This window comes from Vibrio atypicus (assembly GCF_009811315.1).
GTDB lineage: Bacteria > Pseudomonadota > Gammaproteobacteria > Enterobacterales > Vibrionaceae > Vibrio > Vibrio atypicus.
The window spans coordinates 153,480-178,862 of sequence record NZ_BLID01000008.1; the positions used below are offsets into that span (position 1 = coordinate 153,480).

General features: G+C 42.3%; 22 protein-coding genes. 15 read left to right on the forward strand and 7 right to left on the reverse strand.

Annotation, left to right across the window (positions count from 1 at the left end):
- Window position 1 precedes the first annotated feature (1 nt).
- Both GVO60_RS16855 and GVO60_RS16860 read left to right on the forward strand, forming a co-directional pair.
- Window positions 2-1,183, forward strand: coding sequence for a DegT/DnrJ/EryC1/StrS family aminotransferase (locus GVO60_RS16855; RefSeq protein WP_159656093.1), 1,182 nt, complete (start codon window positions 2-4; stop codon window positions 1,181-1,183).
- Window positions 1,184-1,214: 31 nt separating this feature from the next.
- Window positions 1,215-3,119 (forward strand): polysaccharide biosynthesis protein, encoded by a 1,905-nt coding sequence (locus GVO60_RS16860; protein WP_159656095.1) that lies wholly within the window; start codon window positions 1,215-1,217, stop codon window positions 3,117-3,119.
- A gap of 52 nt (window positions 3,120-3,171) precedes the next feature.
- On the opposite strand, the gene birA is transcribed toward GVO60_RS16860, so the two are convergent.
- Both birA and murB read right to left on the reverse strand, forming a co-directional pair.
- Window positions 3,172-4,137, reverse strand: coding sequence for a bifunctional biotin--[acetyl-CoA-carboxylase] ligase/biotin operon repressor BirA (birA, locus tag GVO60_RS16865; protein ID WP_159656097.1), 966 nt, complete (start codon window positions 4,135-4,137; stop codon window positions 3,172-3,174).
- The gene (murB, locus tag GVO60_RS16870) at window positions 4,134-5,180 is read right to left on the reverse strand and encodes a UDP-N-acetylmuramate dehydrogenase (RefSeq protein ID WP_159656099.1); all 1,047 of its coding nucleotides are present in this window, start codon (window positions 5,178-5,180) and stop codon (window positions 4,134-4,136) included. The genes birA and murB overlap by 4 nt, the downstream gene beginning before the upstream one ends.
- A 59-nt stretch (window positions 5,181-5,239) precedes the next feature.
- Here murB and GVO60_RS16875 point away from each other — a divergent pair, with 59 nt between their 5' ends.
- Both GVO60_RS16875 and pssA read left to right on the forward strand, forming a co-directional pair.
- Window positions 5,240-5,665, forward strand: coding sequence for a GNAT family N-acetyltransferase (locus tag GVO60_RS16875; RefSeq protein ID WP_159656101.1), 426 nt, complete (start codon window positions 5,240-5,242; stop codon window positions 5,663-5,665).
- A gap of 179 nt (window positions 5,666-5,844) precedes the next feature.
- Window positions 5,845-7,185 carry a CDP-diacylglycerol--serine O-phosphatidyltransferase gene (gene pssA, locus GVO60_RS16880; protein ID WP_159656103.1) on the forward strand — a complete coding sequence of 447 codons (1,341 nt, stop codon included), beginning with the start codon at window positions 5,845-5,847 and terminating at the stop codon, window positions 7,183-7,185.
- A 60-nt stretch (window positions 7,186-7,245) separates the two neighbouring features.
- Here pssA and GVO60_RS16885 read toward each other — a convergent pair whose 3' ends face one another.
- From GVO60_RS16885 to GVO60_RS16905, 5 genes are all read right to left on the reverse strand, one after another.
- Window positions 7,246-8,670, reverse strand: coding sequence for a hypothetical protein (locus tag GVO60_RS16885; protein ID WP_159656105.1), 1,425 nt, complete (start codon window positions 8,668-8,670; stop codon window positions 7,246-7,248).
- 197 nt (window positions 8,671-8,867) lie between these two features.
- Window positions 8,868-11,057 carry a YjbH domain-containing protein gene (locus GVO60_RS16890; RefSeq protein ID WP_159656107.1) on the reverse strand — a complete coding sequence of 730 codons (2,190 nt, stop codon included), beginning with the start codon at window positions 11,055-11,057 and terminating at the stop codon, window positions 8,868-8,870.
- Window positions 11,054-11,821, reverse strand: a complete 768-nt coding sequence (locus GVO60_RS16895; protein WP_159656109.1) for a capsule biosynthesis GfcC family protein — start codon at window positions 11,819-11,821, stop codon at window positions 11,054-11,056. Before GVO60_RS16895 ends, GVO60_RS16890 begins: the two co-directional genes overlap by 4 nt.
- 7 nt (window positions 11,822-11,828) lie before the next feature.
- Window positions 11,829-12,488, reverse strand: coding sequence for a YjbF family lipoprotein (locus tag GVO60_RS16900; RefSeq protein WP_159656111.1), 660 nt, complete (start codon window positions 12,486-12,488; stop codon window positions 11,829-11,831).
- A 102-nt stretch (window positions 12,489-12,590) separates the two neighbouring features.
- Window positions 12,591-12,848, reverse strand: a complete 258-nt coding sequence (locus GVO60_RS16905; RefSeq protein ID WP_159656113.1) for a hypothetical protein — start codon at window positions 12,846-12,848, stop codon at window positions 12,591-12,593.
- A gap of 297 nt (window positions 12,849-13,145) precedes the next feature.
- On the opposite strand from GVO60_RS16905, the gene GVO60_RS16910 reads away from it, so the two are divergent.
- The 11 genes from GVO60_RS16910 to GVO60_RS16960 all read left to right on the forward strand — a co-directional run bounded on the left by GVO60_RS16910 (window position 13,146) and on the right by GVO60_RS16960 (window position 25,352).
- Window positions 13,146-13,529: a hypothetical protein gene (locus GVO60_RS16910; protein WP_159656115.1), complete on the forward strand. Its 384-nt coding sequence runs from the start codon at window positions 13,146-13,148 to the stop codon at window positions 13,527-13,529.
- A 2-nt stretch (window positions 13,530-13,531) separates the two neighbouring features.
- A complete protein-coding gene (locus GVO60_RS16915; protein WP_225874944.1) occupies window positions 13,532-15,295 on the forward strand; it encodes a polysaccharide biosynthesis/export family protein in 1,764 nt (587 codons plus the stop codon).
- A 2-nt stretch (window positions 15,296-15,297) separates the two neighbouring features.
- Window positions 15,298-16,083 (forward strand): ABC transporter permease, encoded by a 786-nt coding sequence (locus GVO60_RS16920; RefSeq protein ID WP_159656117.1) that lies wholly within the window; start codon window positions 15,298-15,300, stop codon window positions 16,081-16,083.
- Between the two features lie 102 nt (window positions 16,084-16,185).
- The gene (locus GVO60_RS16925) at window positions 16,186-17,601 is read left to right on the forward strand and encodes a KpsE/RkpR family capsule polysaccharide export protein (RefSeq protein ID WP_159656119.1); all 1,416 of its coding nucleotides are present in this window, start codon (window positions 16,186-16,188) and stop codon (window positions 17,599-17,601) included.
- 30 nt (window positions 17,602-17,631) lie between these two features.
- A complete protein-coding gene (gene rfbA, locus GVO60_RS16930; protein WP_159656121.1) occupies window positions 17,632-18,546 on the forward strand; it encodes a glucose-1-phosphate thymidylyltransferase RfbA in 915 nt (304 codons plus the stop codon).
- A gap of 60 nt (window positions 18,547-18,606) precedes the next feature.
- The gene (gene rfbC / locus GVO60_RS16935; protein ID WP_159656123.1) at window positions 18,607-19,152 is read left to right on the forward strand and encodes a dTDP-4-dehydrorhamnose 3,5-epimerase; all 546 of its coding nucleotides are present in this window, start codon (window positions 18,607-18,609) and stop codon (window positions 19,150-19,152) included.
- Window positions 19,153-19,950 carry a glycosyltransferase family 2 protein gene (locus GVO60_RS16940; protein WP_159656125.1) on the forward strand — a complete coding sequence of 266 codons (798 nt, stop codon included), beginning with the start codon at window positions 19,153-19,155 and terminating at the stop codon, window positions 19,948-19,950.
- Entirely contained in the window at window positions 19,943-20,908 is a 966-nt protein-coding gene (locus GVO60_RS16945) for a glycosyltransferase family 2 protein (protein ID WP_159656127.1), read from the forward strand. The genes GVO60_RS16940 and GVO60_RS16945 overlap by 8 nt, the downstream gene beginning before the upstream one ends.
- A gap of 12 nt (window positions 20,909-20,920) precedes the next feature.
- Entirely contained in the window at window positions 20,921-21,868 is a 948-nt protein-coding gene (gene rfbD / locus GVO60_RS16950; RefSeq protein WP_159656129.1) for a dTDP-4-dehydrorhamnose reductase, read from the forward strand.
- A gap of 143 nt (window positions 21,869-22,011) precedes the next feature.
- Entirely contained in the window at window positions 22,012-23,097 is a 1,086-nt protein-coding gene (rfbB, locus tag GVO60_RS16955; RefSeq protein WP_159656131.1) for a dTDP-glucose 4,6-dehydratase, read from the forward strand.
- 11 nt (window positions 23,098-23,108) lie between these two features.
- The gene (locus tag GVO60_RS16960; protein WP_159656133.1) at window positions 23,109-25,352 is read left to right on the forward strand and encodes a glycoside hydrolase family 99-like domain-containing protein; all 2,244 of its coding nucleotides are present in this window, start codon (window positions 23,109-23,111) and stop codon (window positions 25,350-25,352) included.
- Window positions 25,353-25,383 lie beyond the last annotated feature (31 nt).

Consider the following 25,383-nt stretch of genomic DNA (forward strand, 5'->3'; position numbering starts at 1 on the left):
TGTGCTAAATACGCCCTTTTCCCCTTGGCCATCATATACCGAAGAAGAATCAAACGCGGTTTCAAGAGTATTGCTTTCGAATAAAGTCAATTACTGGACTGGAACAGAGTGTCGTGAGTTCGAAAAAGAGTTCGCTGCTTGGGTTGGCTGTGATTATGCGATTGCATTAGGTAATGGGACCTTGGCTCTGGATTTGGCATTAAAAGCACTTGATGTGGGGGAAGGTGACGAAGTGATCACTACACCACGTACCTTTTTAGCGTCAGCGTCATCGATTGTGACGGCAGGAGCTAACCCAGTATTTGCAGATGTGGATCTAAATAGCCAGGCTATTACGGCAGCCTCTATAGAAGCTGTTCTTACTGATAAAACCAAAGCCGTGATAGTTGTGCACCTCGCTGGTATGCCTGCGGAAATGGATGACATTATGGCTCTATCTGAGAAGCATGGTTTTAAAGTCATTGAGGATTGTGCTCAAGCACATGGCGCCAAATATAAAGGTCGAAGTGTAGGTAGTATTGGCCACATAGGAGCATGGTCTTTTTGCCAAGATAAAATCATGACCACTGGTGGAGAAGGCGGCATGGTGACGACAAACGATAAAACTCTCTGGGATACTATGTGGTCTTACAAAGATCACGGAAAAAGCTACGACGCTATCTACAATCGCCAGCATCCACCAGGATTTCGTTGGCTACATGAGTCTTTTGGGACCAATTGGCGAATGACAGAAATGCAGGCCGCAATTGGGCGTATACAGCTACAGCGTATGCCTGAGTGGACTGAAGTAAGACAATCTTACGCGTTGATTATTGATCAAGCTGTAAGTGATCTACCTTTAGTCCGCCGTGTTGAAGTGCCAGAGTATGCTGAACATGCGGAATACAAGCACTACTTGTTTGTGGCTCCTGAACTATTAGCTGACGGTTGGAATCGCGATCGAATCGTTGATGAAATGGTTGCGCGTGGTGTTCCAGCTTTTCAGGGGAGTTGCTCTGAGGTTTATCTTGAAAAAGCATTTGATAGCACACCATGGCGCCCAGAAAAGCGTCTCCCAAATGCCGTTGAACTTGGTGAAACAAGCTTAATGTTTTTAGTGCACCCAACACTCACTGAGGATGAAATAGAAAAAACCGCTTTCGTTTTGCGTGAAATCATCACTAACGCAACGCGCTGTGATTAAACAACCAATAAAACCTTTAGGAAAGTGATTCGTGCGTTTTCTGTTTACATTATCACGCCCCGTAAAACGTGTCGTTGGTGTACTTTCTGATGCGTTAGCCATTACAGCTGCGTTTTGGGGAGCCTATTATACCCGAATGGGCGATATTTCTGAGTATGTCGCTGACCCAGAGTATTGGTTTCTTTTAGCTGCCCTTATTGTTGCTACAATCGCTATTATTGTTCGTAGTGGTTTATATCGTGCGATTTTGCGCTATATGAGCACCGCGGCGATTGTTTCTGTATCTGCAACGGCGGCTGTATCAGCTCTGTTAGTTGTGTTGTTGGCACACTACCTCCAGGTCTTTCTTCCTCGCTCTGTTCCTTTCATATATGCAAGCTACTTTGTGATATTTTCTGGGGGCTCTCGTCTGCTAATGAAGCACTATATTAATAGTGCGTTATCGAGTGATTCTGAACCCGTTATCATTTATGGTGCCGGCTCTGCAGGTCGCCAATTAGTCAACCTTATTCGGCAGGGAAAAGAGTACAAAGTAGTTGCGTTTATCGATGATGATAAGTCACTCAAGAAAACTACCATTCATGGTATTACGGTATTTAGACGCTCTAAGCTCAAATCTCTGGTCGAAAAGCACAGCGTTGCTAAAGTTTTGTTAGCTATACCTTCCGCTTCTCGTGGCCAGCGCCGAGATATTATCGAGCGCTTGACTGAGCTTCAAGTTGAAGTACTGACGGTTCCTAACCTTGATGACATTATCAACGGCAGCTTTCAACTAGATCAGTTAAAAGAAGTGACGGTCGAAGATCTACTGGGCCGAGATACTGTAGAGCCGAATCAAGAGCTATTAGAGAAAAACATTACAGGCAAAGTTGTAATGGTCACAGGAGCTGGTGGCTCAATTGGTTCTGAACTTTGCCGTCAAATTATTAGTAATCGACCACAAGCGTTGGTCTTATTTGAACTGTCTGAATTTGGCTTATATCAGATTGATCGAGAGGTTAATCAATTAGTTAATGACTTAGGTTTAGAAATTACTGTCTTCCCCATTTTAGGCTCAGTACAAAATAGTGAACGCCTAAAGTCTGTGATGAGTTCGTTTAAGGTCCAGACGGTCTATCACGCTGCCGCTTATAAGCATGTCCCATTGGTTGAATACAACGTTATCGAAGGCGTGGAAAACAATATCTTCGGCACTTTCCGAACAGCACAAGCAGCTGTAGCCTCAAAGGTTGAATCCTTTGTTCTTATATCGACTGATAAAGCTGTTAGACCAACCAATGTTATGGGGACCACCAAACGCATGGCAGAACTTGGCCTTCAAGCATTAGCTGAACAAGAAGAGCTGAAGGAAAATGGCACCCGCTTTTGTATGGTTCGCTTTGGCAACGTTTTAGGCTCTTCTGGTTCAGTTATTCCATTATTCAAAAAACAGATCGCGATGGGGGGGCCAGTAACTGTGACTCATCCTGATATTATTCGCTACTTCATGACTATTCCGGAAGCCGCTCAATTGGTTATTCAAGCAGGGGCTATGGGCAAAGGTGGAGATGTGTTTGTTTTAGATATGGGAGAGCCAGTCAAAATTGCAGAGCTGGCAATAAATCTTATTCACCTTTCTGGACTCGAAATAAAAGATGAATCTAATCCAGAAGGAGAGATTGAAATTCATTATTCAGGTCTTCGCCCTGGTGAGAAACTGTTTGAAGAGTTATTGATTGGTGATAATGTCAGTCAAACAGAGCACCAACGTATATTGACTGCTAATGAAAGTTATTTATCGGTCGAAGACTATCAAGAGTTGTTGCAACAAATAGACGATGCTTGTCACATTACTGCTCACGAGCAGATACGTCAGTTGCTCTTGGATGCCCCTACTGGTTTTGCGCCAACTGATGGCATTGGTGACTTAGTGTGGAATGCGAGTCAGCGAGCTTAAAAAGAGTTGAACATTCAAAAGTCTAGCCAAATAAGCTAGGCTTTTGATTCGTTTAATTTGCATTGTCACGCAAAGAAATCTCCCCACCAATAAAGCTCTCAACGCTATTTTCTGTCTCGAGTAATACAGCACCTTGCTCATTAATTCCGCGGCAAATCCCCGTGATTTCTCTTGGTCCCATAATCAGCTTTATTGGTCTATCTAAAAAGTTATCTAGGCGGTTCCAGCGTTCAACAAAGCCTTGCATACCATACATTTCATAATCCGTGAGGGCTGTATGGAGTGTGGTGATTAAGCTAATCGCAAGCTTGTTACGATCAATGCTGTCAGTGCCTGCCACATCTTTTAAGCTGGCCCAAGGCTGGGTGATGCCTTCGGTTTGTTCCGCCATCATCAAGTTCATACCTGTACCAATCACTAGGTTAGCTGCAGCGCCAGCTTGGCCCGACATCTCGACTAAAATACCTGCTAGTTTTCGATCTTGGTAGTAGAGGTCATTTGGCCATTTGAGTTTGACCCCTTCAATGCCAAGTTTTTCGAGCGCTTCTACAATGGCAACCCCGACCACTAAGCTTAGTCCCATCGCGGCAGCCATTCCGGCATCAAGTCGCCAAAACATAGACATGTATAAGTTTGCACCAAAAGGGGAGACCCATTCTCTGCCACGTCGGCCGCGACCTTTTGCCTGATACTCGGCAACACAAACAGCACCAGACTCAAGTGAATCAACTTTATCGAGTAAATACTGGTTAGTAGAGTCAATCACCGGAATGAGCTCGACTAAAGCGCCAAACTGAGCGCTAAGTACCTTTTCATCTAGCAACTGCATCGGCTGGGCAAGTTGATAGCCTTTACCTTGAACGCGATATATATCGACGCCCCATTCTTGAATGCCTTTGATATGCTTACTAATCGCAGCGCGAGAGACACCAAATTGCTCGCCTAGCTCTTCACCAGAGTGAAAACCGCCTTCAGCAAGCGTCTTTAAGATGGTGAGTTTAATAGTGTGCTCTTTCATGCTCTATTCTCCAAAATTTGTGCGAGATAGGTCTCTTGCTGGCTGCCCATAAAGCGCACTTCGTGTTCTAGCATCACGCCAAATTTGTCCAGTACGCTTGCTTGCACTTTTGCTGCAAGGTTGGTCACATCTTCTGCGGTCGCAGAGCCTGTATTCACCAACACAAGCGCTTGGTTTGGATGAACTTGAGCACCGCCAATCGTTGTGCCTTTTAAGCCGCATTGGTCGATGAGCCAGCCCGCTGCTAACTTCAGACCATTATCGGCTGGGTAGGCGACTAAATCTGGGAATTGCGATTTGAGATTTTGATGTTGTTGGTTGGAAATTATCGGGTTCTTAAAAAAACTCCCAGCATTTCCAGTGACTGATGGATCGGGTAGCTTGGTCATACGCACTTGGCAAACTTGGTCAAAGATTTGTTTAGCAGTTACGATTGAACTATCAAATTCTCTAAGCGGTCCGTATTCAATATTCGGTTGCCACTGTTTCGTAAGCTTTAAACCTAAAGCCACAACAATCGCTTTTTGATATAAGCTTTGCTTGAAAATCGAGTCTCGATAACCAAATTGACACTCGCTCGCGGATAGGCGTTTTACTGCAAATGTCTCTAAACAAAGAATATCGACGTATTCACACACATCTTGCAGTTCAATGCCATAAGCGCCGATATTTTGAATTGGAGCACTGCCTGCGCAACCAGGAATGAGTGCTAAGTTTTCAAGCCCGTCATAACCTTGTTCAACGCTCCACTCGACCAAAGATGGCCAATCTTCACCGCCAGCAATATGCAAATGCCAATATGCGTCAGTCTCGGTCACCGATTTACCCAGCAAACGGTTGATCATTACCACACCTTGGAAGTGTTCAGTAAAGAGCATATTACTGCCTTTTCCAATCATCAATTTAGGATGCGCTTGCCATTGTGGGTTCTGATAGGCGGCAATAATGTCGTCTACGCTGTGAACTTCAATTAGGTAGTCACAAGTTTGTGAAATAGAAAACGTATGGTAGGGCGCAAGGTTAGCGTTGGTCATTATTTGCATCAGCGTTATCGAGTCATCTAAACTGCGCGTATTCTACCTTAAAAAACTATTGGGCGATAATGAGCGTGTTAACAATCGAAACCTTAGACCCGATCAAACTGCCTTTGGTGGCGCGTCTGTATAAGCAGTATTATCCATCGGGCAAAGCGAAAAAGGATGAGCTGACTATCGTCGGCTACGAGCAAGCTAACATGGTGGCGGTCGTGCGCTTTCGTAACATAGAAGAGTACCGCTTGCTCACCGGAATGCTGGTGGTTCCGGAGCAAAGAGAAAAAGGATTCGGTCATCAATTGATGGCACATTGCCGTGAACAGATACTAACGGCAAATGATTACTGCTTTGCTTATCAACACCTAGAAAGCTTTTACACTCAGCATGGTTTCATAACACAGCAAGAACAACAATTGCCAAACTCACTGAAACAGCTCTTTCAGCGCTACTCGAATAGCGGTAAGAAACTGGTCGCGATGCAATATCAGGGATAAGCGTTAAGGCTTTGATGATTATCAATAATCACGCCAATCTGCGCTAAACTTTCATCAGGCTGTGAGCTAAGGACAATTCTTAGCCAGTCAAATGCTAAACTGGCGCAGCAATTCTAGGCAAAATCCTCCATATTTTGATAATATCGCTCTCCACTTTAAGTAAAGGTATTACATCCAACATGATGACCAATAGGAATATATTCGAACAACTGCCAACTCTGGCGCAAGATCCGGCTCAGTTTGAGACGCTCTATGCTGCGCGAGATTTCAGAACTCGTCTGATTGAGGCGATTCAGAAGGCAAGTAAGCGAATCTACCTTGTGGCACTTTACCTAGAGGATGATGAAGCTGGCCGAGAGATCTTAACCGAGCTTTATGAAGCCAAGCAGCGCAACCCAGGCTTAGATATTGCGGTATGTGTAGACTGGCACCGGGCTCAGCGCGGTTTGATTGGTGCGGCTCCGGGTGAAACGAACGCATCCATGTACAAAGCGTTTGCAGACAAATACGAACATAAGCTCCCAGTGTACGGCGTGCCAGTTCGCGGTCGTGAAGTGTTTGGTGTATTGCACTTGAAAGGCTTCATCATTGATGACCAAGTCATTTACAGCGGTGCGAGCTTAAACAACATCTACTTGAACTATAAAGATCGTTACCGTTTTGATCGTTACCATGTGCTGGGCAATCAGGCGCTAGCAGACAGCATGGTGAAAATGGTTCAGCAAGAGATGATCGCTCACCCTGCTGTGAACGATTTAGCGTGTCCAACAAAGCCTGAAACCAAAGAGATCAAAGCGCAAATTCGTCAGCTACGTGGTTCATTGGCAAAAGCATCGTACCAGTTTGAAGACCAACCGATCTCTCCTGAGCATGTCGCGGTGACACCCATTGTCGGTGTCGGCAAAAAACGAAATAAACTCAACCAAGGCATTAATCAGTTGTTGGCTCTCGCGCAAGATGAGATTTTCATCTGCACGCCTTACTTTAACTTCCCGCGTAGCGTAGCAAAAGAAGTGAAAAAGGCGATCAAGCGGGGCGTAAAAGTGACGATTGTCGTCGGTGATAAAACGGCAAATGACTTTTACATCTCTCCAGAAGAAGAGTTTAAAACCATCGGTGGCTTACCTTACTTATATGAGCGTAACTTACGTCAGTTTGCGAAAGCGAATGAAGCGAATATCGCTAGCCGTAAGCTCTCCATCTATCTATGGAAGCATGAAGAGAACAGCTACCATCTAAAAGGTATTTGGGTAGATAAGCGTTATATGCTGATCACCGGCAACAACCTGAACCCGCGTGCATGGAAGTTAGATTTGGAAAATGCGATTCTTATTCAAGATAACTACCATCACCTAACTAAGCAGTTTGAAAAGGAAGTAGAGAACATCCTTCAGCACACTCAGTTAATCTGTACCTATAAGCAGTTAGAGAAGTTTGAGAATTATCCAGAACCAGTACAAAAGCTGATGCGTAAGATCACGCGAGTGAAAGCGGATAGGGTGTTGAAGCAGATTCTGTAGAAGAGTCGAAAGCTTGAATTCGATAGAGAAAGGGCAGCGAAGTAACGCTGCCCTTTTTGTTTATTTTGATATGAATGTGTAATCATAGGATGCTATGGTTACACGGTGCTGAAGATCATCGCTAGGCATTGCAAGTAATTCAATATAGTCCGCTGAAGGATCGTAGTTTCTGGTCGTATCATTTACCAAGAAGGCTTTTCTCAACTCTACGCTACTATTTTCTGAAAGTAGCATTTTGGAACTGATAGTTGTGCTAGAGTCTGGGTAGGTGACATTGGTGATTTTTGGTACGAGAGCATTCCCAGTGGATACCAGTGCGTAACGGGCATTACCGCTAGAAAGGCGGATGGTATTCAGCTCTGAGTTAAGTGATGTTACATCGGTTTCGGAAAAGTAGCAGTTTGTACCAGAGCAATCTAGACTTACGGGCTGTGTTGGCATATCCAAGGCAGCCAAACTAACATTGTTAGCTGCATTTTCAAGCACAGAGTTATGATCTACACTCCAACCATTAAGAGTTCCCTTGTAAGATGAAGAGTAGTCGATAGAAGATGTATCAGGAGCACTCGTGGTGAAAGAGTTTGCTTCCGTAGTCCAGTCGTACCAGTCAAATGTTAAACCTGAGTAAATAGCTTTCATTGTCAATGAGCCAAATACTGCTCCAACTGTATTGGTGAAGTCGATAGTTTTGTTATCGAATATAGGGTCAAGAAAAACAGTGTTTGGTGTCGAGGAGGAATTATCTGAAAGTTCAGATTTATTGATGAACTTGTAGCCAATAACCTCGCTGCTAGCGTTGTAGCCGGACAATAGTAAGCTTTCGTTGGTAGCAAGAACTTCTATATCAGCCTTGATAGTACCACTATCTTTTGTGGATTTTCCGTCTACATAGCCTTCTACTGACGTTGTTACAATGCCATTAAAAGTGCCTGTATTCACTTTCTTTAGTCGGGATTCATTGATGAGACTTCCGCCAGTAAGACAGCTTTGTTGGCCTTGCTCTCTATTAACTTTGACGACAAAGTTCTGAATAGCATCCTTTTCTACACTTAATACATTGTCTATGCTATTCGAAGAGTCAACTATTACTAGGTAACCACCATCAGGTACATCATTTTCGGTAAACGTTAGAGTGCCATTAGTTTGATTGATATCGAACTTATCCAATGAGCTGTTTGCTAAACTTCCGTCAGCGTTATACACAATAACGTCTGAGATATTGGGAGCTTTGGCTGCGAAAGTATATAGCCAGTTTGAGCTGTCACTGTCGCTATCATCTATATTGAAGACTGTAGCATTCCCAACTCCACAAAATTGTTCCATAGCACTTTTCGGTAGTTCTTTCATTTGAACAAACTGCCAAGTGTATGTTGTAGGAGTTGTACCACCATTGTTGCCACCACTGCTACCACTGCCACCACTGCCACCACAACCGACCATTAGGGCTGGTAAAGTCAGTAAAATGGCTGTTTTTGCTGCTTTCATCGTCAATATCTCGTCCAATTCATATTAATCTGACAGGATTTAAGCAATAAATGTGCCTAACGTTATTATTGTCATTCCGGAGATGAGGCACGAGTTGTCCGGAATCTTAAGTAGCGGGTGAAAGACTTAGCTACAGAGTAACTAAACCAAAAAGGGCCGATGTTCTCACATCAGCCCCTAACATTAATCACCGCAAATTACTCAACACTATTTGGTCGTTGACTCCACTGTGATCTAGCATCAGTACGGTAGAATAGGTGGTACTTCTTACGCAACATCTGACCACCATCACGGGTAATTGGTTCCCAAGCGAGCTGAGTTCGACTGGTGCTTGGCTTCACTGTCATGATGTCCATAGGGATGGAGACATAAAAGCCCTTGTTGTAGCTACCTTCACCATACTCTTCAGCTGTTAAGTCCGTCAAAGTGGCATAGGCGCCTACAATCACACCGGATTTAAACTGTTTAGAGAAATCGACACGCGCACCAACATCACCGCCAAGGAATTTACCAGCGCTCACCTTAAACAAAGTGCTGTCTAAAAATTGCCACTGCGGCATATAGTAGCCAGTTACGTGTCCTGTAGTGCCTTGGCTAAGAACATAAGCTTGGCATTGCGGGATCGGTTGGTTACAGGCTGCTTCATCGTAGAAGAAATAATCTTCGCTAAATACTCCGAACCAAGAATCTGGGTCACGCTGGCTGACTAAGTTCACATCGGCGCCCACTGCCCAGTTAGCATTGAGTGGGCGATATAACACTTCACCACCCACACCGGCAAACATTGACTCTAAGTAACCACCATAAGCTTGGGTATAAACCGACTCTGTTGGTTGTTCAAACCAAGTTAACTGAAGTCGATTTAAGCGAACTGGATTATCATGGACATAAGCGCGGAACATCGTACGCACGCGTGGTGTTGCGTAGTTACGTACGTGTGGAGAGTACTCAACATAATTAAACTTGTCATAGTTATCGGTTAGGTTGAAGTAAACCGAGCCAGCCAGCTCCACGTTATCGGTTAGCCAATAATTCGATTTCGCGTTTAAGCCAATGCTATATAGATAGAAAGCTTCTGGCGCACCGATGCTTTGTTTCAAAACGGGATCAACGCCATAATCCCAACGTTGTTTCGTTGAAGCGAGCGCAGCATTAGTTTTAGAGGTCACTTCCTTAGTCGAGAAAGCATCTTCAACCTTAGCCTCTGTGGACATGTGAGTCGCAGCAGCAATATACGTATCACGGTCGATAATTGTTTCAGTTAATGGCATGCCATTTTTGGTTTCAATTACAACAAATTTATCAATGGAGTCATCACTGTTGTTTGTCAATATTGCTGCAGTTCTATCGAGGGCTTCATTACGATCACGGTATTTAACTTGCTCTCCAGTAACCACAAGCGTATCGCCTTGTTTGGATACGGTGTTTTGCTCGTAGCCTGCATTACTATCAATTTGCTCAGCTACTTGTCGCCAATCACTGTCTTTGTTGCTTGGTCTTAACTCGGCTTTAGGCTCATCTCGCCAAATTGCCTTCATATCATTGAAGTTGGTGTAGATATTAAAGCCTAAGGTTAGCGTATCTCCGCGTTGGTAGCTTAACTTAGCATCCCCCCAATCACCTAAGCGATAGTTCATACCAAAGTTCCAAGGTGTATGCTGCGTCATCGATTTTCCGCCACGAGTGACAGGGAAATCCTGACTGTAGTTGTTGCCGTCATACTCTACTTTTAAACGCAGTGGTTCATAAGGTGTTTGATATTCGATACCACCAAACAGAGATGCAGGGCCTTTAAACCAACGCTCGAAGTCGACACTGCCTCCGGTGCCTTTAAAGTCGGTAGGGCGAGAGCAGTACTCATCGCTGAATTTACAAAACGGATTTGTGGTATTGCCACTTTGGCCTAAGTATCCCCAACCAAGTCCTAGAGTGAAGTCGACGTTGCCAAAGCGTTTAGTGGCAGCAAGGTACTCCGCATCAAAAAGGCCAGTACCACCAAAGTCTCTTACGCCGATAGAGGTTTCAGGCAACCAGTAGCTCTCCTCAAGTAAACGAATTTTGAAATCGATGCCTTTATCGGTGTAGAGGTTATCACCACTGTACTCAGGGTCGTTACTAAAGTCGAGGTCAGGCACACGTGTGTAGCGAATAGTCGTTTCGAGCCAACTCATCAGTTGAAGTGAAACCATATAATGATGGTAATCATCGTTAACGCTAACACCAATATTAAACTCGCCTTCATCAGCCATTCTTGCTGTTGGCGTTTGCATCAAGCCAGTACCACCAAAATCGGTTTGCGATACTTGCCAATCTGCATTTGTCGCTGAGCTTGGCAGAGAAATTAAGCCAAATGATGAAAGGAGTAATGGAAGCTTACGGATTTTCATTGTGTGCCTTTTCTCATACTGATTAGCTTAACGATGTCTTTTTCGATGTTCTGCATTTCACGGGTATCAGAGTTGTAACCTAAAAATACCACGCTGCCCGGAGTCAATTGAGTACTGTCATTATTCCAGTAGGCATAGCCAGCCTTAATGTAATGGCCATTAGGGTAGATAACCCATGCATAACTGGGGTGCGCGCTAGAGAGCAGGTTGAGTTTACCCAAGTAGTCGCTCAATGTTTGGTTTGACTTAAAATCAACCTGTTGAGGAGAGAACAATAAGCCCTCGAAGCTAACGGTATTGCTACGGCCAGGAATAATAAATTCGTATTCGCCACTTAGCATAGGGTTAGCCTTTGATTGCAGCCGTATTTCATCAAAATCTAACGTGATTGATTCGCGATAGCCGACTTGCCAATCTTTGATTTGCTCAATCAGAATGCCGATAGATTTTTTTTGCTTACCACTACCTGAGGTTAAATCAGTCAGTTTTTTCAAAACTTGCTGCTTGAACTGTTCACTTTGCTCTTGTTTCTCTAAATTGAACAGTTGATTGGCGATGGGGAAATTAACTGGAGAAGGTGATGGTTTTTGCGCAATAACATCAGTGAATACTTGATCAATCCGCTGTGGCTGAGCGTATTCAAGTGCGATGCCTGTTGAGGGTAGGTTTACTTTAAGCGCCTGTGCCGATGCGTTCGATGCCGTAATTAGGCTGCAACCTGCGAAGAACAGTGCTGTAACTTTTTTGATAGATGATAAATGCATGGTTGAATTACTCCGCGTAAGGCTTAAGAACTTCTATTTCTATCAAAAGCTCGTTTGGAACTAACCACTGAGCACTTTTTACTACACTACCTTGGTTATCTACCCAAAAGTCGTTTTGCATTTGTTGGTCTGAATCAGGAAAGGTGATGATTTCACGAATATGGCTCGTTTGTTTTTCCCATAGTAAGGAAGTTGTCACTCCCATACCTACCGGTGAGCTTTCTACTTTTGCTTGTTTTCCATAGTGATAGCCTGGCTGCCAGTCATAGCTATTTTGCCAAGAGGTGGTTTCGTTATTAGGTGCAGCTAGATTGGTGCTTGATGATAAGCCCAATAAGTTGTGGCTAGGTAGAGCGGTCGTTTTGACTACTCGGCCATTTTCAGTGGTGATTACCGCACTATCAGAGGAAAGCCATTTTAGCTGTTGGTTGCCGGTAACAGGGTTGGTATCAACAAACCCTAATACCATGAAAATTTGTGGGCCTTGATTTACGCGGGCATAAATACTGGCGTAGGGCAGTTCGGCGACTTGCTCCTTTTTTAGGCTGATGTCATCGAACCCAAAGAGACCTTCGGAAATTGTAGCGTTAACATCTTGAAAACGCTGGGAGCAACCAGATAAGAAGCTGAGAATAAGAATGAGTAGAGCGCTGCGAAGATAAGTCATTCATTCATCCTGACAATGACATAAAAAGAAGATATGGCGTGCGTTATTAACTAAAAAAACACCCTTAGCCAAGCTAAGGGTGTTTAGACTAACAGCTAATGATTAGTTAGTACCATCAGTACCATCAGTACCATCAGTACCGTCGTTGTCAGAGCCAGCAATAGCGACAACGCCAACAGCGACAACAGCACCAACAGCTACAGCAGTCGTTGTTGCTACACCAGCAGCCGCAGTTGTTGCAGCAGCGCCGCCAGCAGCACCGCCACTTGCAGAAGCTGCACCAGTAGCTGCTTCACCAGCTGCGAAAGCATTTGTTGCCGCACCTAGTGCAACCAACATTGCTAGAGCAATATTTTTCATTAATTTATCCTTGTAAATTTACAATTTAACACATCGATGTTAGTGCATATCAGTGCACAATCTTTATTCTATTTAATAAACAGTAAGAAGTAAAAGTGAAATAAGATAAATCAAAAAACAGGAGGTAGTTTCATTACGGATTGAAATGAAATACACTAGAACGTCAGGAAAACCTTACTAACAAACAACTCAGTAATACAATAAGAATCTCCGCTTAATTTATATAATGTGGAGTTGCATAGTGTGGTTTGCGTCAATACCGATGGGCGGTAGCGTAATTTTATATTGGATAATAAAATGAACAAAGTGATCTCTATCGCATTTTTGATGCCGATATTACTTGGGGGCTGCTCAAATAAACCTCGCGAAGTTGAGGCGAGTGTTGAACTCGTTAATGCTGCTATTAAGCCAGTAGGTATCAAATTACCAGAGCACTACCAACAAACCTTAGATACCCCGTCAAGTACAACTTTGCCTCATGGTGATTATTACATTGAGTTGGGACCTAACTATAGTTCTAGTTTGGGAAATCAATGCCGTCAGCTGTTTATACATAAAAAAGTTCAACAAACGGAGCAGCGCGTGGTATGTGCCAATAGTGAGCAGAAACAAGGAAAGCAAGTAAGCACTTGGTATCTAGTGCCTAACATTGTTCAATCAGCAACGTCGATTCAGCTATAATTATGAAAAACTTATCTTTTAGGCTAATGAGTCAAACATTAGCTAGCTTAGGCTTGATTATCACATCCCCCTCCAATGCTGTAACTATCCCTTCTGAATACCAAGCCGCTGCATCTCAATTTTCTACAACGACTTCGGCTGATGTCAAAACAACGGCATTGGCGGGTTCGACTTCTCCTAACCAAGTCTTGGAAAGTGGCGGATATAGCGTAGAAAATCGTAACAATCTTCTTTTACCGGGTGAGACGGATGTAAGGCAACTTTTGCCATCTAGTGGTGAGGACTTACCACCACCGTATGGAGCTAACCTATTTGCTGGTGGTTACGAGACAGAACGCAGTGATGGCCTAAATGATAATTATCTAATTGCAGCTGGTGATAAAATAAATATATGGCTATGGGGTGCGGTAAATTATTCGAATGTCGTTACTGTTGATAACCAAGGTAATATATTTATTCCAGAAGTTGGGCCAGTAAAAGTTCAGAATTTACGTGCAAGTGAAGTGAATAAATACGTTACTTCGCAAATTAGAAAAGTGTATACCGCAAATGTAAGCGTTTATGTAAATCTACTTACATCGACACCTATTAGTATATATCTCTCTGGACCTGTTATTAGACCAGGGCAATATGCTGGAATGGCGTCTGATAGCGTACTTTATTTTTTAAAGCGAGCTGGCGGTATAGATCCTGTGCGTGGTAGTTACCGTGAAATTGTTGTACTTAGACAGAATAAAAAGTTAGCGACAATAGATTTATACGATTTTATCCGCAGTGGTGAAATGCCAGATATCAGCTTTAAAGATGGCGATGTGATTCTGGTTAAGCCTCAGAAGTCGGCTATTACTGTAGCGGGTGGTGTTAGAAATCCATTTCGATTTGAACTTGAAGAATTAAGTGCTTTAGGAGCAAAACTAACAGACTACTCACGTCCATTAGCCAAAGTAAGCCATGTAGGGGTGGTAGGTAATCGAGACAGTGGTCCTTTCTCTCTATATATGCCTTACAGTGATTTCTTGAACTTTTCTCTTCAAGATGGTGATAAAGTAATCTTCAATGATGATTTGCATGCTCAAGTTATCGACGTACAGATCAGTGGAAGTTATCTTGGCCCATCTTATTTCGCGGTTAACAAGCGCACTCGCCTTCACGAACTCTTAAGTTATATTCCTGTTGATTCCGAACTGGCTAATAATCGAGCTATCTATATTCTGCGCCAAAGTGTTGCTTTAAGGCAGAAAGAGATGATTGAAGAGTCTTTGAACCGTTTAGAAAGAAGTGTATTTACAGCCCCAGCATCATCAGACGGCGAAGCTGCAATCCGTGCTAAAGAAGCGCAAATGGTGATGCAGTTCACTGACCGAGCGCGTCAAGTTGAACCGCTTGGTAAAGTGATTGTCGCTGATAATGGCAGCATTGCAAACATTCTACTTGAGCAGGGCGATAAAATTGTTATTCCGCATAAGACCGATTTAATCCAAATTGGTGGAGAGGTCTTGATGCCACAAGCTGTAGTGTTTAACTCCAAAGCAACGATTGATGACTACATTGCTTGGGCTGGCGGTTTTACCGATAGAGCGGAAGATAGCCGAATTGCGATTGTCCGAGCAAACGGATTGGTAGAGTTTGATAGCAAGCGACCTATCGAGAGTGGCGATCAAATTTTGGTACTGCCTAAAGTTGATAGTAAAACTATGCAAGCGGTAAAAGATATTACCCAAATAATCTACCAAATTGCTGTGGCAGCTAACGTAGTAATTAAGTAACCATGGCAAAGGTAGAAAAGCGCTCCATTCTACAAATATGGGGAGATGTCATATTTGCCATTTTCCTTAGGGAAATTAAAGGTACTTTTAACGACAAGTTCGGCTTAAGTTGGGCATTAATAAGTCCCATGATTATGGTCGTCGTCATGGTGGCGATACGTGGCGCGTTGAGTGGTACAGAAACACACGGTATGCCTACCATATTCTTTGTGCTTTATGGTGTAGTGTTAGTTCAGTTTTTTTTAGGGATTGTTGAAAAGTCATCAAACTCTATCCAAAAAAACAAACCATTATATGCATTTAGGCAAGTGCAACCGATCAGCTCATTAATTGCGATATCAGGCTTTGAGCTATTGACGAAGTTTTTTCTAGTTATCTTGTTGGCTATAATTGGCTACTTTGCTCAAATAAAAGCGCAGATAGATGATCCTCTTGAAGTGATCCTGATTATTCTTCGAGTATGGTTGATAGCTACATCATTTGGTTTGCTGTTATCACTGGCGAAGTGCTATGTACCGGAAATAGCGAAAATCCAACAACTAATCACTCGGCCAATATTTTTTATCTCGGGTATCTTTTTCAGCCTTCAAGATATCCCGATGGAATATTGGAAGTATTTGACTTGGAATCCACTTTTGCACGCTGTAGAGCTATCCCGCTTCGCTGCGTATCCTCAATATGGTGATGCAGGGGTGAGCTACTTCTACCTAGATATTTGCACTCTAGTCATGACATTTTTTGCCTTGGCTTGTTATCAAATAAGCTGGAAGCAAGCGATAAGTCGCTAAAAGTTAAAAGTTAAAAGTTAAAAGTTAAAAGTTGCACTGTGCAGCTTGGTTTAGGCAGATTTTATGGGCTTCAATTTAGTTAGCCTAGTAAGAATATAAGCAATGACAGCACAAACAACAGAACAGCGATTTCAGGCGTTTAAAAACAGCGTGCAGCAGCAAGATTTTGATAGTATTCAGTTTCTTGTTGCTAGAGCTGAGCAGTTGGAATTTCAAGATCCGGAACTAGCAAAACGCATTTTAGTTCGAGTGACTAACTTAAAGAACCTTCAGGTGCAAAAAAAACAGCAGGGTGAGGCGAATAAATCTGCGGGTTTGAAAACTGAAAGTCGACCTGCAAAAAGCCCTGAAGATAAAGCTAGCGCAGACGAAGGTGAATTACCTACCGACACTTATCCTTTTGCGACATATATCTCTCCAGCAATAGAGCTGATTTCAAAGCATGCTTTTATCTCATGGGTAGTTATTCCAACGCTACTATTCGCTTTCTATCAGGTTTTTTTAGCAACCGAGCGTTATGAAAGCCAAGCTCAGGTCATCGTTCAACAGCCAGATGGAATGGCGACTATGGATGCTTCAATGGCCGTATTAACAGGGCTTGGTGTTTCAAATACGGGAGTTTCGGATACCGAGCTGGTTAAGGCATACATTCTATCTAATGATATGCTCAACTACCTTGATGAAACGCTAAATCTGCGTGCGCACTACTCACTATCGCAAGCGGACTTTTTTAGCCGTTTAAGTGAGGATGCGAAGCAAGAAGAGTTTTTGGAATATTACCAATCACGATTGAAGGTATATATTGATTCGAACTCGAGTATTGTCCATGTATATAGCCAAGCATTTGAACCTGAATTTGCCCACAAGTTGACTCAAACAATCGTTGATAGGGCGGAATGGTACATCAACTCTATAGGCCACCAGCTCGCTGAGGCTCAGCTAGATTTCATTAAAAGTGAGCACAAGAATATTGAGCAACAACTAGAGCAAGCTCAAGCGGCTTTACTAACCTTTCAGCAGCGCTACAACTTACTTGACCCAACTGCTGAAGGTATGGCGATGCAACAAATTACTTATGGTATTGAAGGGCAGATTTCTGCTAAGGAAGCAGAGCTAAAAGGCTTACAAGGAATAATGACGCTGAATGCTCCACAGGTAATAGCATTAAAAAATGAGCTTAAGGCGCTTAAAGAGCAGTTGAGTAAGGAAAGGGCTAAGCTATCCGATGAGAGCAATCAAAGCATTCCTGTGAGCGAAATCTTAGCCAAATATACTGACTTGAAAGTGAAGATGGAACTGGCGCTGCAAGCTTACACGTCTTCGCAAGTCTCACTCGAGAAATCACGGATAGAAGCATATCGTCAGTTGAAATATCTCATAGTCGTTGAATCAGCGACGAAGCCGCAAGAGAGTAAGTACCCAGATATTTATTACAACCTTGCTTTATTTGCAGCGTTGGTAGCAATGTTTTTTGCGATCGCAAAAATTATCATTTCAACTATTCGTGAGCTTAAATAATAACTTAAGAAAAAAAGGACCAGTTGGACTATGAACTTAACGATTGAATCACCGATTAACCCCTATGGGCGTAAAGGTATTATCTTAGCGGGTGGCTCAGGCACACGCTTATACCCACTCACTCAAGTTGTGAGTAAACAACTTATGCCTATCTATGATAAACCGATGATTCATTACCCGCTCGCAAACTTAATTATGGCGGGCATTCGTGAAATTTGTATTATTACCACTCAAGAAGAGCAGCATCGTTTTAAACGCTTACTAGGTGACGGATCTCAATGGGGAATTTCTCTAAAATACGTTGTCCAGCCTTCACCTGATGGTTTAGCACAAGCCTTTATTTTAGCTGAAGAGTTCTTAGCGGGCTCACCAGCAGCATTGGTTTTGGGTGACAATTTGTTCTATGGCCACGATCTGGCAAAATCTTTCCGCAATGCAAATAACCAAGCACAAGGTGCAACGGTATTTGGCTATCATGTCGCTAATCCAACCTCTTATGGTGTCGTTGAGTTTGACAAGCAAGGTAAAGCAATTTCAATTGAAGAGAAGCCAGTTCAACCTAAATCAAACTATGCTGTTCCAGGAGTATATTTCTTTGATCACAACGTGGTCGAATTTGCTAAAAACGTCAAGCCGTCTCCTCGTGGTGAATTAGAAATTACAGATGTAATTGACCAGTACTTGAAATCTGGTCAATTAAATGTAGAAGTAATGGGGCGAGGCACGGCTTGGTTAGATACTGGTACACTCGATGATCTACTTGATGCTGCTATCTTTATTCGAGCGATTGAGCAGCGACAAGGACTAAAGGTGAATAGTCCTGCAGAAGTAGCTTACCGAATGGGATTCATTGGTGAAGAAGAAGTTCGTAAGATCGCTGAACCATTGAAAAAATCAGGCTACGGAGAATACCTACTTGGTTTGTTGGACCAACAAGTATTCTAAGAGATAGTTGTTTTCCTTTGTCCTTTGTCCTTTGTCCTTTGTCCCTTGGAACCTGATGTTATGAAATTTATTGAAACTAAAATCCCGGATGTGAAAATCATCGAACCGACAGTGTTTGGTGATGAGCGTGGCTTTTTTATGGAAACCTTCCGCACTTCTCTGTTCAACGAAAATTGTGGTGAACGCGAGTTTGTACAAGAAAACCACAGTAAATCAAGCCACGGAATTCTTCGTGGCTTACATTACCAAACAGAAAATACTCAAGGTAAATTAGTTCGTGTTGTGTCTGGTGAAGTATTTGATGTTGCCGTTGATATGCGTGAACATTCGTCAACATTTGGCCAGTGGGTCGGTGTTGTACTTTCTGCGGAGAATAAGCGCCAGCTTTGGGTACCAGAAGGCTTTGCTCATGGCTTTTACGTTATGTCAGATGAAGCGGAATTTGTTTACAAATGTACCGACTACTACAATCCAAAAGGCGATGTATCAGTTAAGTGGGATGATCCTTCTATCGCGATAGAGTGGCCATTGGTTGATGGTAAACAACCTAATTTGTCAGATAAAGACCGAGCAGGTGTTAGCTTTGAACAGGCTCCTAAATTTTAAATGACAGTGATTGCTCACCCCATCTCTTTTGTTACTGTTTCTCATGACCACCTTGAGTATATTGAGGAACTGATTGCATCGATTATAGAATATTGGTGTTCTCCATTTGAGTTTATTGTGGTTGACAATCTAAATAGTGGGAAGTTTGAACTTCTTGCCGAGCGATACAATACTCAACTTGATCGCGGAGGGCGAGATTCTTTGATTCGTGTCTTACCCAATAAAGTGCCAACTTCTTTTGGGGTTGGCAATAATATTGCGATACAGCAAGCAAAGTATGAACAGCTGTTTATCATTAACCCTGATACTCGTTTTTTAGATACATCTGTACACGATTGGTATGCAAAACAAGCAAGTTTAGACCAGATGCAGCTTTGTTACCCAAGACTATTGAATAGCGATGGATCTGTTCAGCAACACTATAATGAATGGCCAAATATTGCTAACCAAGCTTTTCGTCTAGTCCGCGCGAAATTGGGTATGTCAACGGCTCAGTTTCAGCGCAGAAAAGATTGGTTTTTCGCTTCAGCGATAATTACGAGTAAATCAACATTTAATCAACTTAATGGCTTTGAAGAACTGTTTCCTCTTTATTGTGAAGATGTCGATCTTTGTTATAAAGCGCGATTGTTGGATATCCCTTGTAAATTGATAAACAACGTGCAGATGATTCATCACCTCGGTGGAGAAGCAAAGCACAAACACCTCGCCAAAGCGCTTATATCCAACATACTTTGGCGATATGTGAAAGTCAGAAACTATATCTACATTAAGCTATTAAATAAACGATATGGTTAAGCCTTGTATTGATATTATTCTTGCCACTTACAATGGTGCGCGCTATATAGAGCAACAAATTCGTTCTATTCAGCAATGCGATCACTATTTTTATTTAGTTGCTCGTATCATTGTGGTTGATGATGGTTCTGTAGATGATACTAGAGCCATTGTGTGTAATCTTCAAAATAGTGATTCAAAGATTGAGTGGCACATTAATAAAAGCGGTAAACAAGGTGCGAAAGAAAATTTCTCATATGCGCTTGGTCTAGCTCAATCTGAATATATTATGTTGTGTGACCAAGATGACTTTTGGCACAAAGATAAGATTCTCTTGAGCTACCAAGCTTTAATTGCATTACAAGCTAACAATCAGCCTCAACTAGTCTTTACGGACAAAGTTGTTGTCGATGATTTGTTAAATGTGATTTGTGAAAGTTTTTTTAAATACAGAAAAATCCCTATTAACTGGCATGAGTCGACCGAGCGCTTGCTGCAGATGAATGTCGCTTCTGGTTGTACCATGATGTTCAATCAAGCTCTATTAAGGCAAGCGATGCCGATTCCTACTCAGGCATTTATGCATGATTGGTGGTTAATCCTTGTTGCACAGTTAAGTGGTAACGTCATATTAATCAATAGAGCAACAATTAAGTACCGCCAACATAGTAAGAATACGATTGGCGCAAAAGATTACTCTCTGAACTATCTTGTTCGGAATTTTAGCGAGCATCTCGAAAAATTTGAACGGAATTTTTGGCGAGCAGTTGAACAAGCTGAAACTATTACGAGCTTGTTCAATAATGAGCCAGATGTCGATGTGCCATTCTCTCACTTTCGTAAACTCGGATATTGGCGGCGGTTAGGTTACTTCTTTCAAGGACGAGTATGTCAATCGAACTGGAAGAGCCAATTAGCATTGTTTCTCATTTTGTTAAAAGGGACGAGCTATACAAAGCTGAACTCCCATAAATCTTAAAAAGAATCCTTTATGAAAATTTTAATTACAGGTAAAGGCGGTCAACTTGCTTGGGAACTCGAGCAAACAGTGCCTAATAATCTAGATGTTGCTTCTTTTGATGCAGAGCAACTGGATATCACCAATCAGGCAAAAGTAAATGAAATTTTGATTGCCTACTCACCTGATGTTGTGATTAATGCAGCTGCATACACAGCGGTAGACAAAGCCGAAACAGATAAAGAGACAGCCTATGCGGTGAATGAGAAGGGCAGTGAATATCTAGCAATCGCCTGCAAAGAGATCAATGCTCAGCTTATTCATGTATCTACTGATTTTGTGTTTGATGGCACTAAGACTACACCATACCAAACTGCAGATACACCAAACCCAATTAACGTGTATGGGGACTCTAAACTTCAGGGTGATTTAAAAATCAGCCAGATCTTAGGTGATCAAGCGGCCATTATTCGTACCGCATGGGTTTACTCGGCACACGGCAACAATTTTGTTAAAACCATGCTTCGCTTAATGGTTGAAAAGGATCAACTTGGTATTGTTTATGATCAGGTTGGTACACCAACTTGGGCGAAAGGCTTAGCTCAAATGATATGGGCATTGGTCGCAAAAAGTGGTGATTTATCCAAGTATCATGATTCCGGTATCGAGGAACAAGATGTCCTGAATCGAAGTACCTCTTCAACTCCAATTTACCACTGGACAGACGCGGGTGTGGCATCTTGGTATGACTTTGCAGTAGCAATTCAAGAATTAGCGCTTAAGAAAGACATGCTTGATAAAGCCATTCCTATTCGCCCTATTCCTGCTAGCAGTTACCCAACCCCAGCGAAGCGCCCAAGTTTTAGCGTAATTGACAAAGCCTCCGCAGAGAAGGCAAGTGGTGTTGAAACCACTCACTGGCAACAGCAACTATCCGTAATGATGGATGAATTGAAGTTACAGGAACAAGGCGAAAGTTAAAAGGGCCTCGCTTCGCTCCTTCAAGGAAAAAGCATTGGAAATTATTAAATATAAAGGTCTGGGTATTTGATTAGGTATCAACATACGCTTTGTGTGAACCTTGAACCTTATTTCTACTTTCAACTAAACATAGAAGTTAAAAAATGACTCAAAAGCAACGTAATTTATTGGTCACCGGTGGCGCCGGCTTTATTGGTGCAAACTATGTGCATTATTGGTTAGAACAATACCCAAATGATAAAGTTGTGGTATTGGATGCACTCACCTATGCAGGTAATAGAGCTAACCTAGATCCTGTAGAAAACAATCCGAAATTTGTATTCGCACATGGTGACATTTGCGATACACAGTTAGTAGAGGCTCTGCTGAAAGAGCATAAGCTGGACACTATTGTACACTTTGCAGCAGAATCTCATGTAGACCGCTCTATTACCGGTCCAGATGCGTTTATTGAGACAAATATCATTGGCACTTACAGCTTACTAAAAGCGGCGAAAAAAGTATGGATAGATGAGCCAAAATCGGAAGGAAAATCACCTTTACCGCATCGTTTCCACCATGTTTCTACCGATGAAGTCTACGGTACGCTAGAGCCAAACGATCCAGCATTCACCGAAGAAACGGCCTATGCACCGAACTCTCCATACTCTGCTTCAAAAGCGGCATCTGATCACTTAGTACGTGCTTATCACCACACTTATGGCCTTGAAGTAACAACATCTAACTGTTCAAACAACTATGGCCCTTATCATTTCCCCGAAAAGCTAATCCCGCTAATCATCACTAACATTCTGCATGACAAGCCACTACCTATTTATGGAGACGGCCAACAAATCCGCGATTGGTTATATGTAACCGATCATGCCCGTGGTATTGATTTGGTTCTCAATAAGGGGCGTTTAGGTGAGAACTACAACATCGGTGGCCACAATGAGTGGGCGAATATCGATATTGTAAAAGTGGTTTGCGAGCTAATGAATGAAGCATTTGCAAATGATAGCTCGCTTATTGCACGTTACCCGGAAGCAACCACTGTTGCACAAGGAAAATCTGAAGATTTAATCACTTACGTCACTGATCGTGCTGGTCACGATCGCCGGTATGCAATTGATGCGACTAAGACTAATGGAGAGCTTGGCTATAAGCCGTATGAGTCATTTGAGAGTGGTATCAAGAAAACCGTCGAATGGTACCTTGCTAATGAAAACTGGTGGAAAGAGCTTCGATAACGGTGATGACGATGATATACGATCAAGAAAAATATAGCCTAGAACTTTGTGAACTAACCCAAACTTATTTTGACGAAAATTACTATATAGAGAACTATCCAGATGTAAAAGAAGCTCCTATTTCACCTTTTGAACATTACTTAAATTATGGTTGGTCCGAAGGACGCAATCCTAGTGAAGATTTTGACTCTTATGGGTATTTAAATGAGCATCCTGATGTTGCTGATGCTGGCCTTAATCCACTATATCACTACGTAGTTTGGGGACAGTATGAAGGTCGGTCTCGAGGGATAAATGAGATTAACGCGACAGCTAGTAGCGAATGTTATAGGTCAATGCAAAGAGTTCATATTGACGGTGGGCGTTCTCCAGAATATGCACCTAGAATAGAGGCTACTGTGAACAAATCAGAAGACGCCCCAAAAGTAGTTGCTTTCTACCTCCCTCAATTTCATCCATTTACAGAGAATGATGAGTGGTGGGGAAAAGGGTTTACAGAATGGAGCAATGTTGCAAAAACAATACCTCAATTTGAAGGCCATTATCAGCCGAGGTTGCCTAGTGATCTCGGTTATTATGATTTACGTTTGCCCGAGGTAATGAAAGAACAAGTCGAAATGGCGAAATTGCATGGAATAGAGGCTTTTTGTTTCCATTACTATTGGTTTGCTGGACATCGACTAATGGAGCGTCCGATAGATCTATATTTAGACAACTCTGACTCACTGGACCTTCCTTTCTGTTTATGTTGGGCAAATGAGAATTGGAGTCGAAGATGGGACGGCTCTGAAAATGACATTTTGATTGCTCAAGAGCATAGTGAGGATGACAACGAGGCCGTATTTTATGATCTCTTGCGACATTTCAAAGACCAGCGCTACCTCACTGTTGATGGAAAACCATTTATCGTAATTTATCGTCCTGACATTATTCCAGACATTAAAGGTTTGACAAAACTGTGGCGTGAGCTTGCCAAGAAAGAAGGCTTACCAGGCTTACATATGGTTGCAACAAACTCATTTGGCTTTCGAGAATACTCTGAGCTAGGTTTTGATGGCTTGGTGGAATTTCCTCCTCATAATATTGTTGCAGGTCAAATAAATTCAAAACTTGATTTCTACAATGAAGATTTTCAGGGAGCAGTATACGACTACCAAGATGTAGTGGATTTCTCCTTAGAACGGCTAGAGTCTCAGAGCGAAAATAAAGAATCAAAAGCGTATTATCCCACTGTAATGACGGCTTGGGATAATAGCGCGCGTAAGCCTGGTAGAGGTAACGTATTCCATGGAGCAAGCCCTTCCAAGTTTCAGAAATGGTTGAGTGGCTGTTATGATTGGTCTAAACGAGTTCATCCTAAGGGAGGGCAATTTGTCTTTGTTAATGCTTGGAATGAATGGGCAGAAGGTACATACCTGGAACCTGATAAGAAATACGGTTACGCGTATCTAAATGCTGTGCGTTCAACTATAAATGAGAAAGCAAAAAAAAAAAATGAATTGCTAAACTTAGCCAATGAAATATCTTTTCCTAAAAAAAATGATGCAGTTGTTGTTGCTCATGTTTTCTATGAAGATCTAGTGGAAGAAATTGTTCTTTGCATCAAGAAAGCCCGAGAAGTCTATGGTCTAGATGTTGCTATTAGTTTACCGGAAACCTTTTCGGTGCCTTGTGCAAAGAAACTAATAGAGTCATTAGAGCCTGTGCAGGTTACTATTTGTGAGAATAGGGGACGAGATGTTTGGCCATTTTTGCAGACTTTGAAGAATATTCGAAACTTAGATTATAAGTACGGTTTGAAAATTCATTCGAAGAAGTCTACTCATTTGTCCAAAGGAAATGGTTGGAGGAATGCAATATACAAAGGTTTATTGTGTGAAAAAGCGCTTATCGAGGTGGCGGACATTTTTACAAATAGCAATGTAGGGATTGTATCGCCAAAGTCATTTCTTTATTCATTGTCTGGTGCAACGCTAGTGGATAATGTAAATAACTTACAGAAGCTTTCTCAGGTATATAATTGTCCTATAAATTATGATATCCCATTTATTGCAGGGACAATGTTTTGGTTTAACTTTGAATTTGCGGAAAAATTGCTGATTTCTGACGTGAATCGAGATTTATTTGGAGTAGAAATGGGAGCGATTGACGGCACGGTGGCACATGCTTTTGAGAGGTTTATTCCATCTTTGTCAGATAACCTTGGATTCGCTTTGGTTAGTTATGAGATAGAGCATTTGTATATGCCGTATTGAAGATTTATCTGTCAATAAGGGGCTGCTAGCT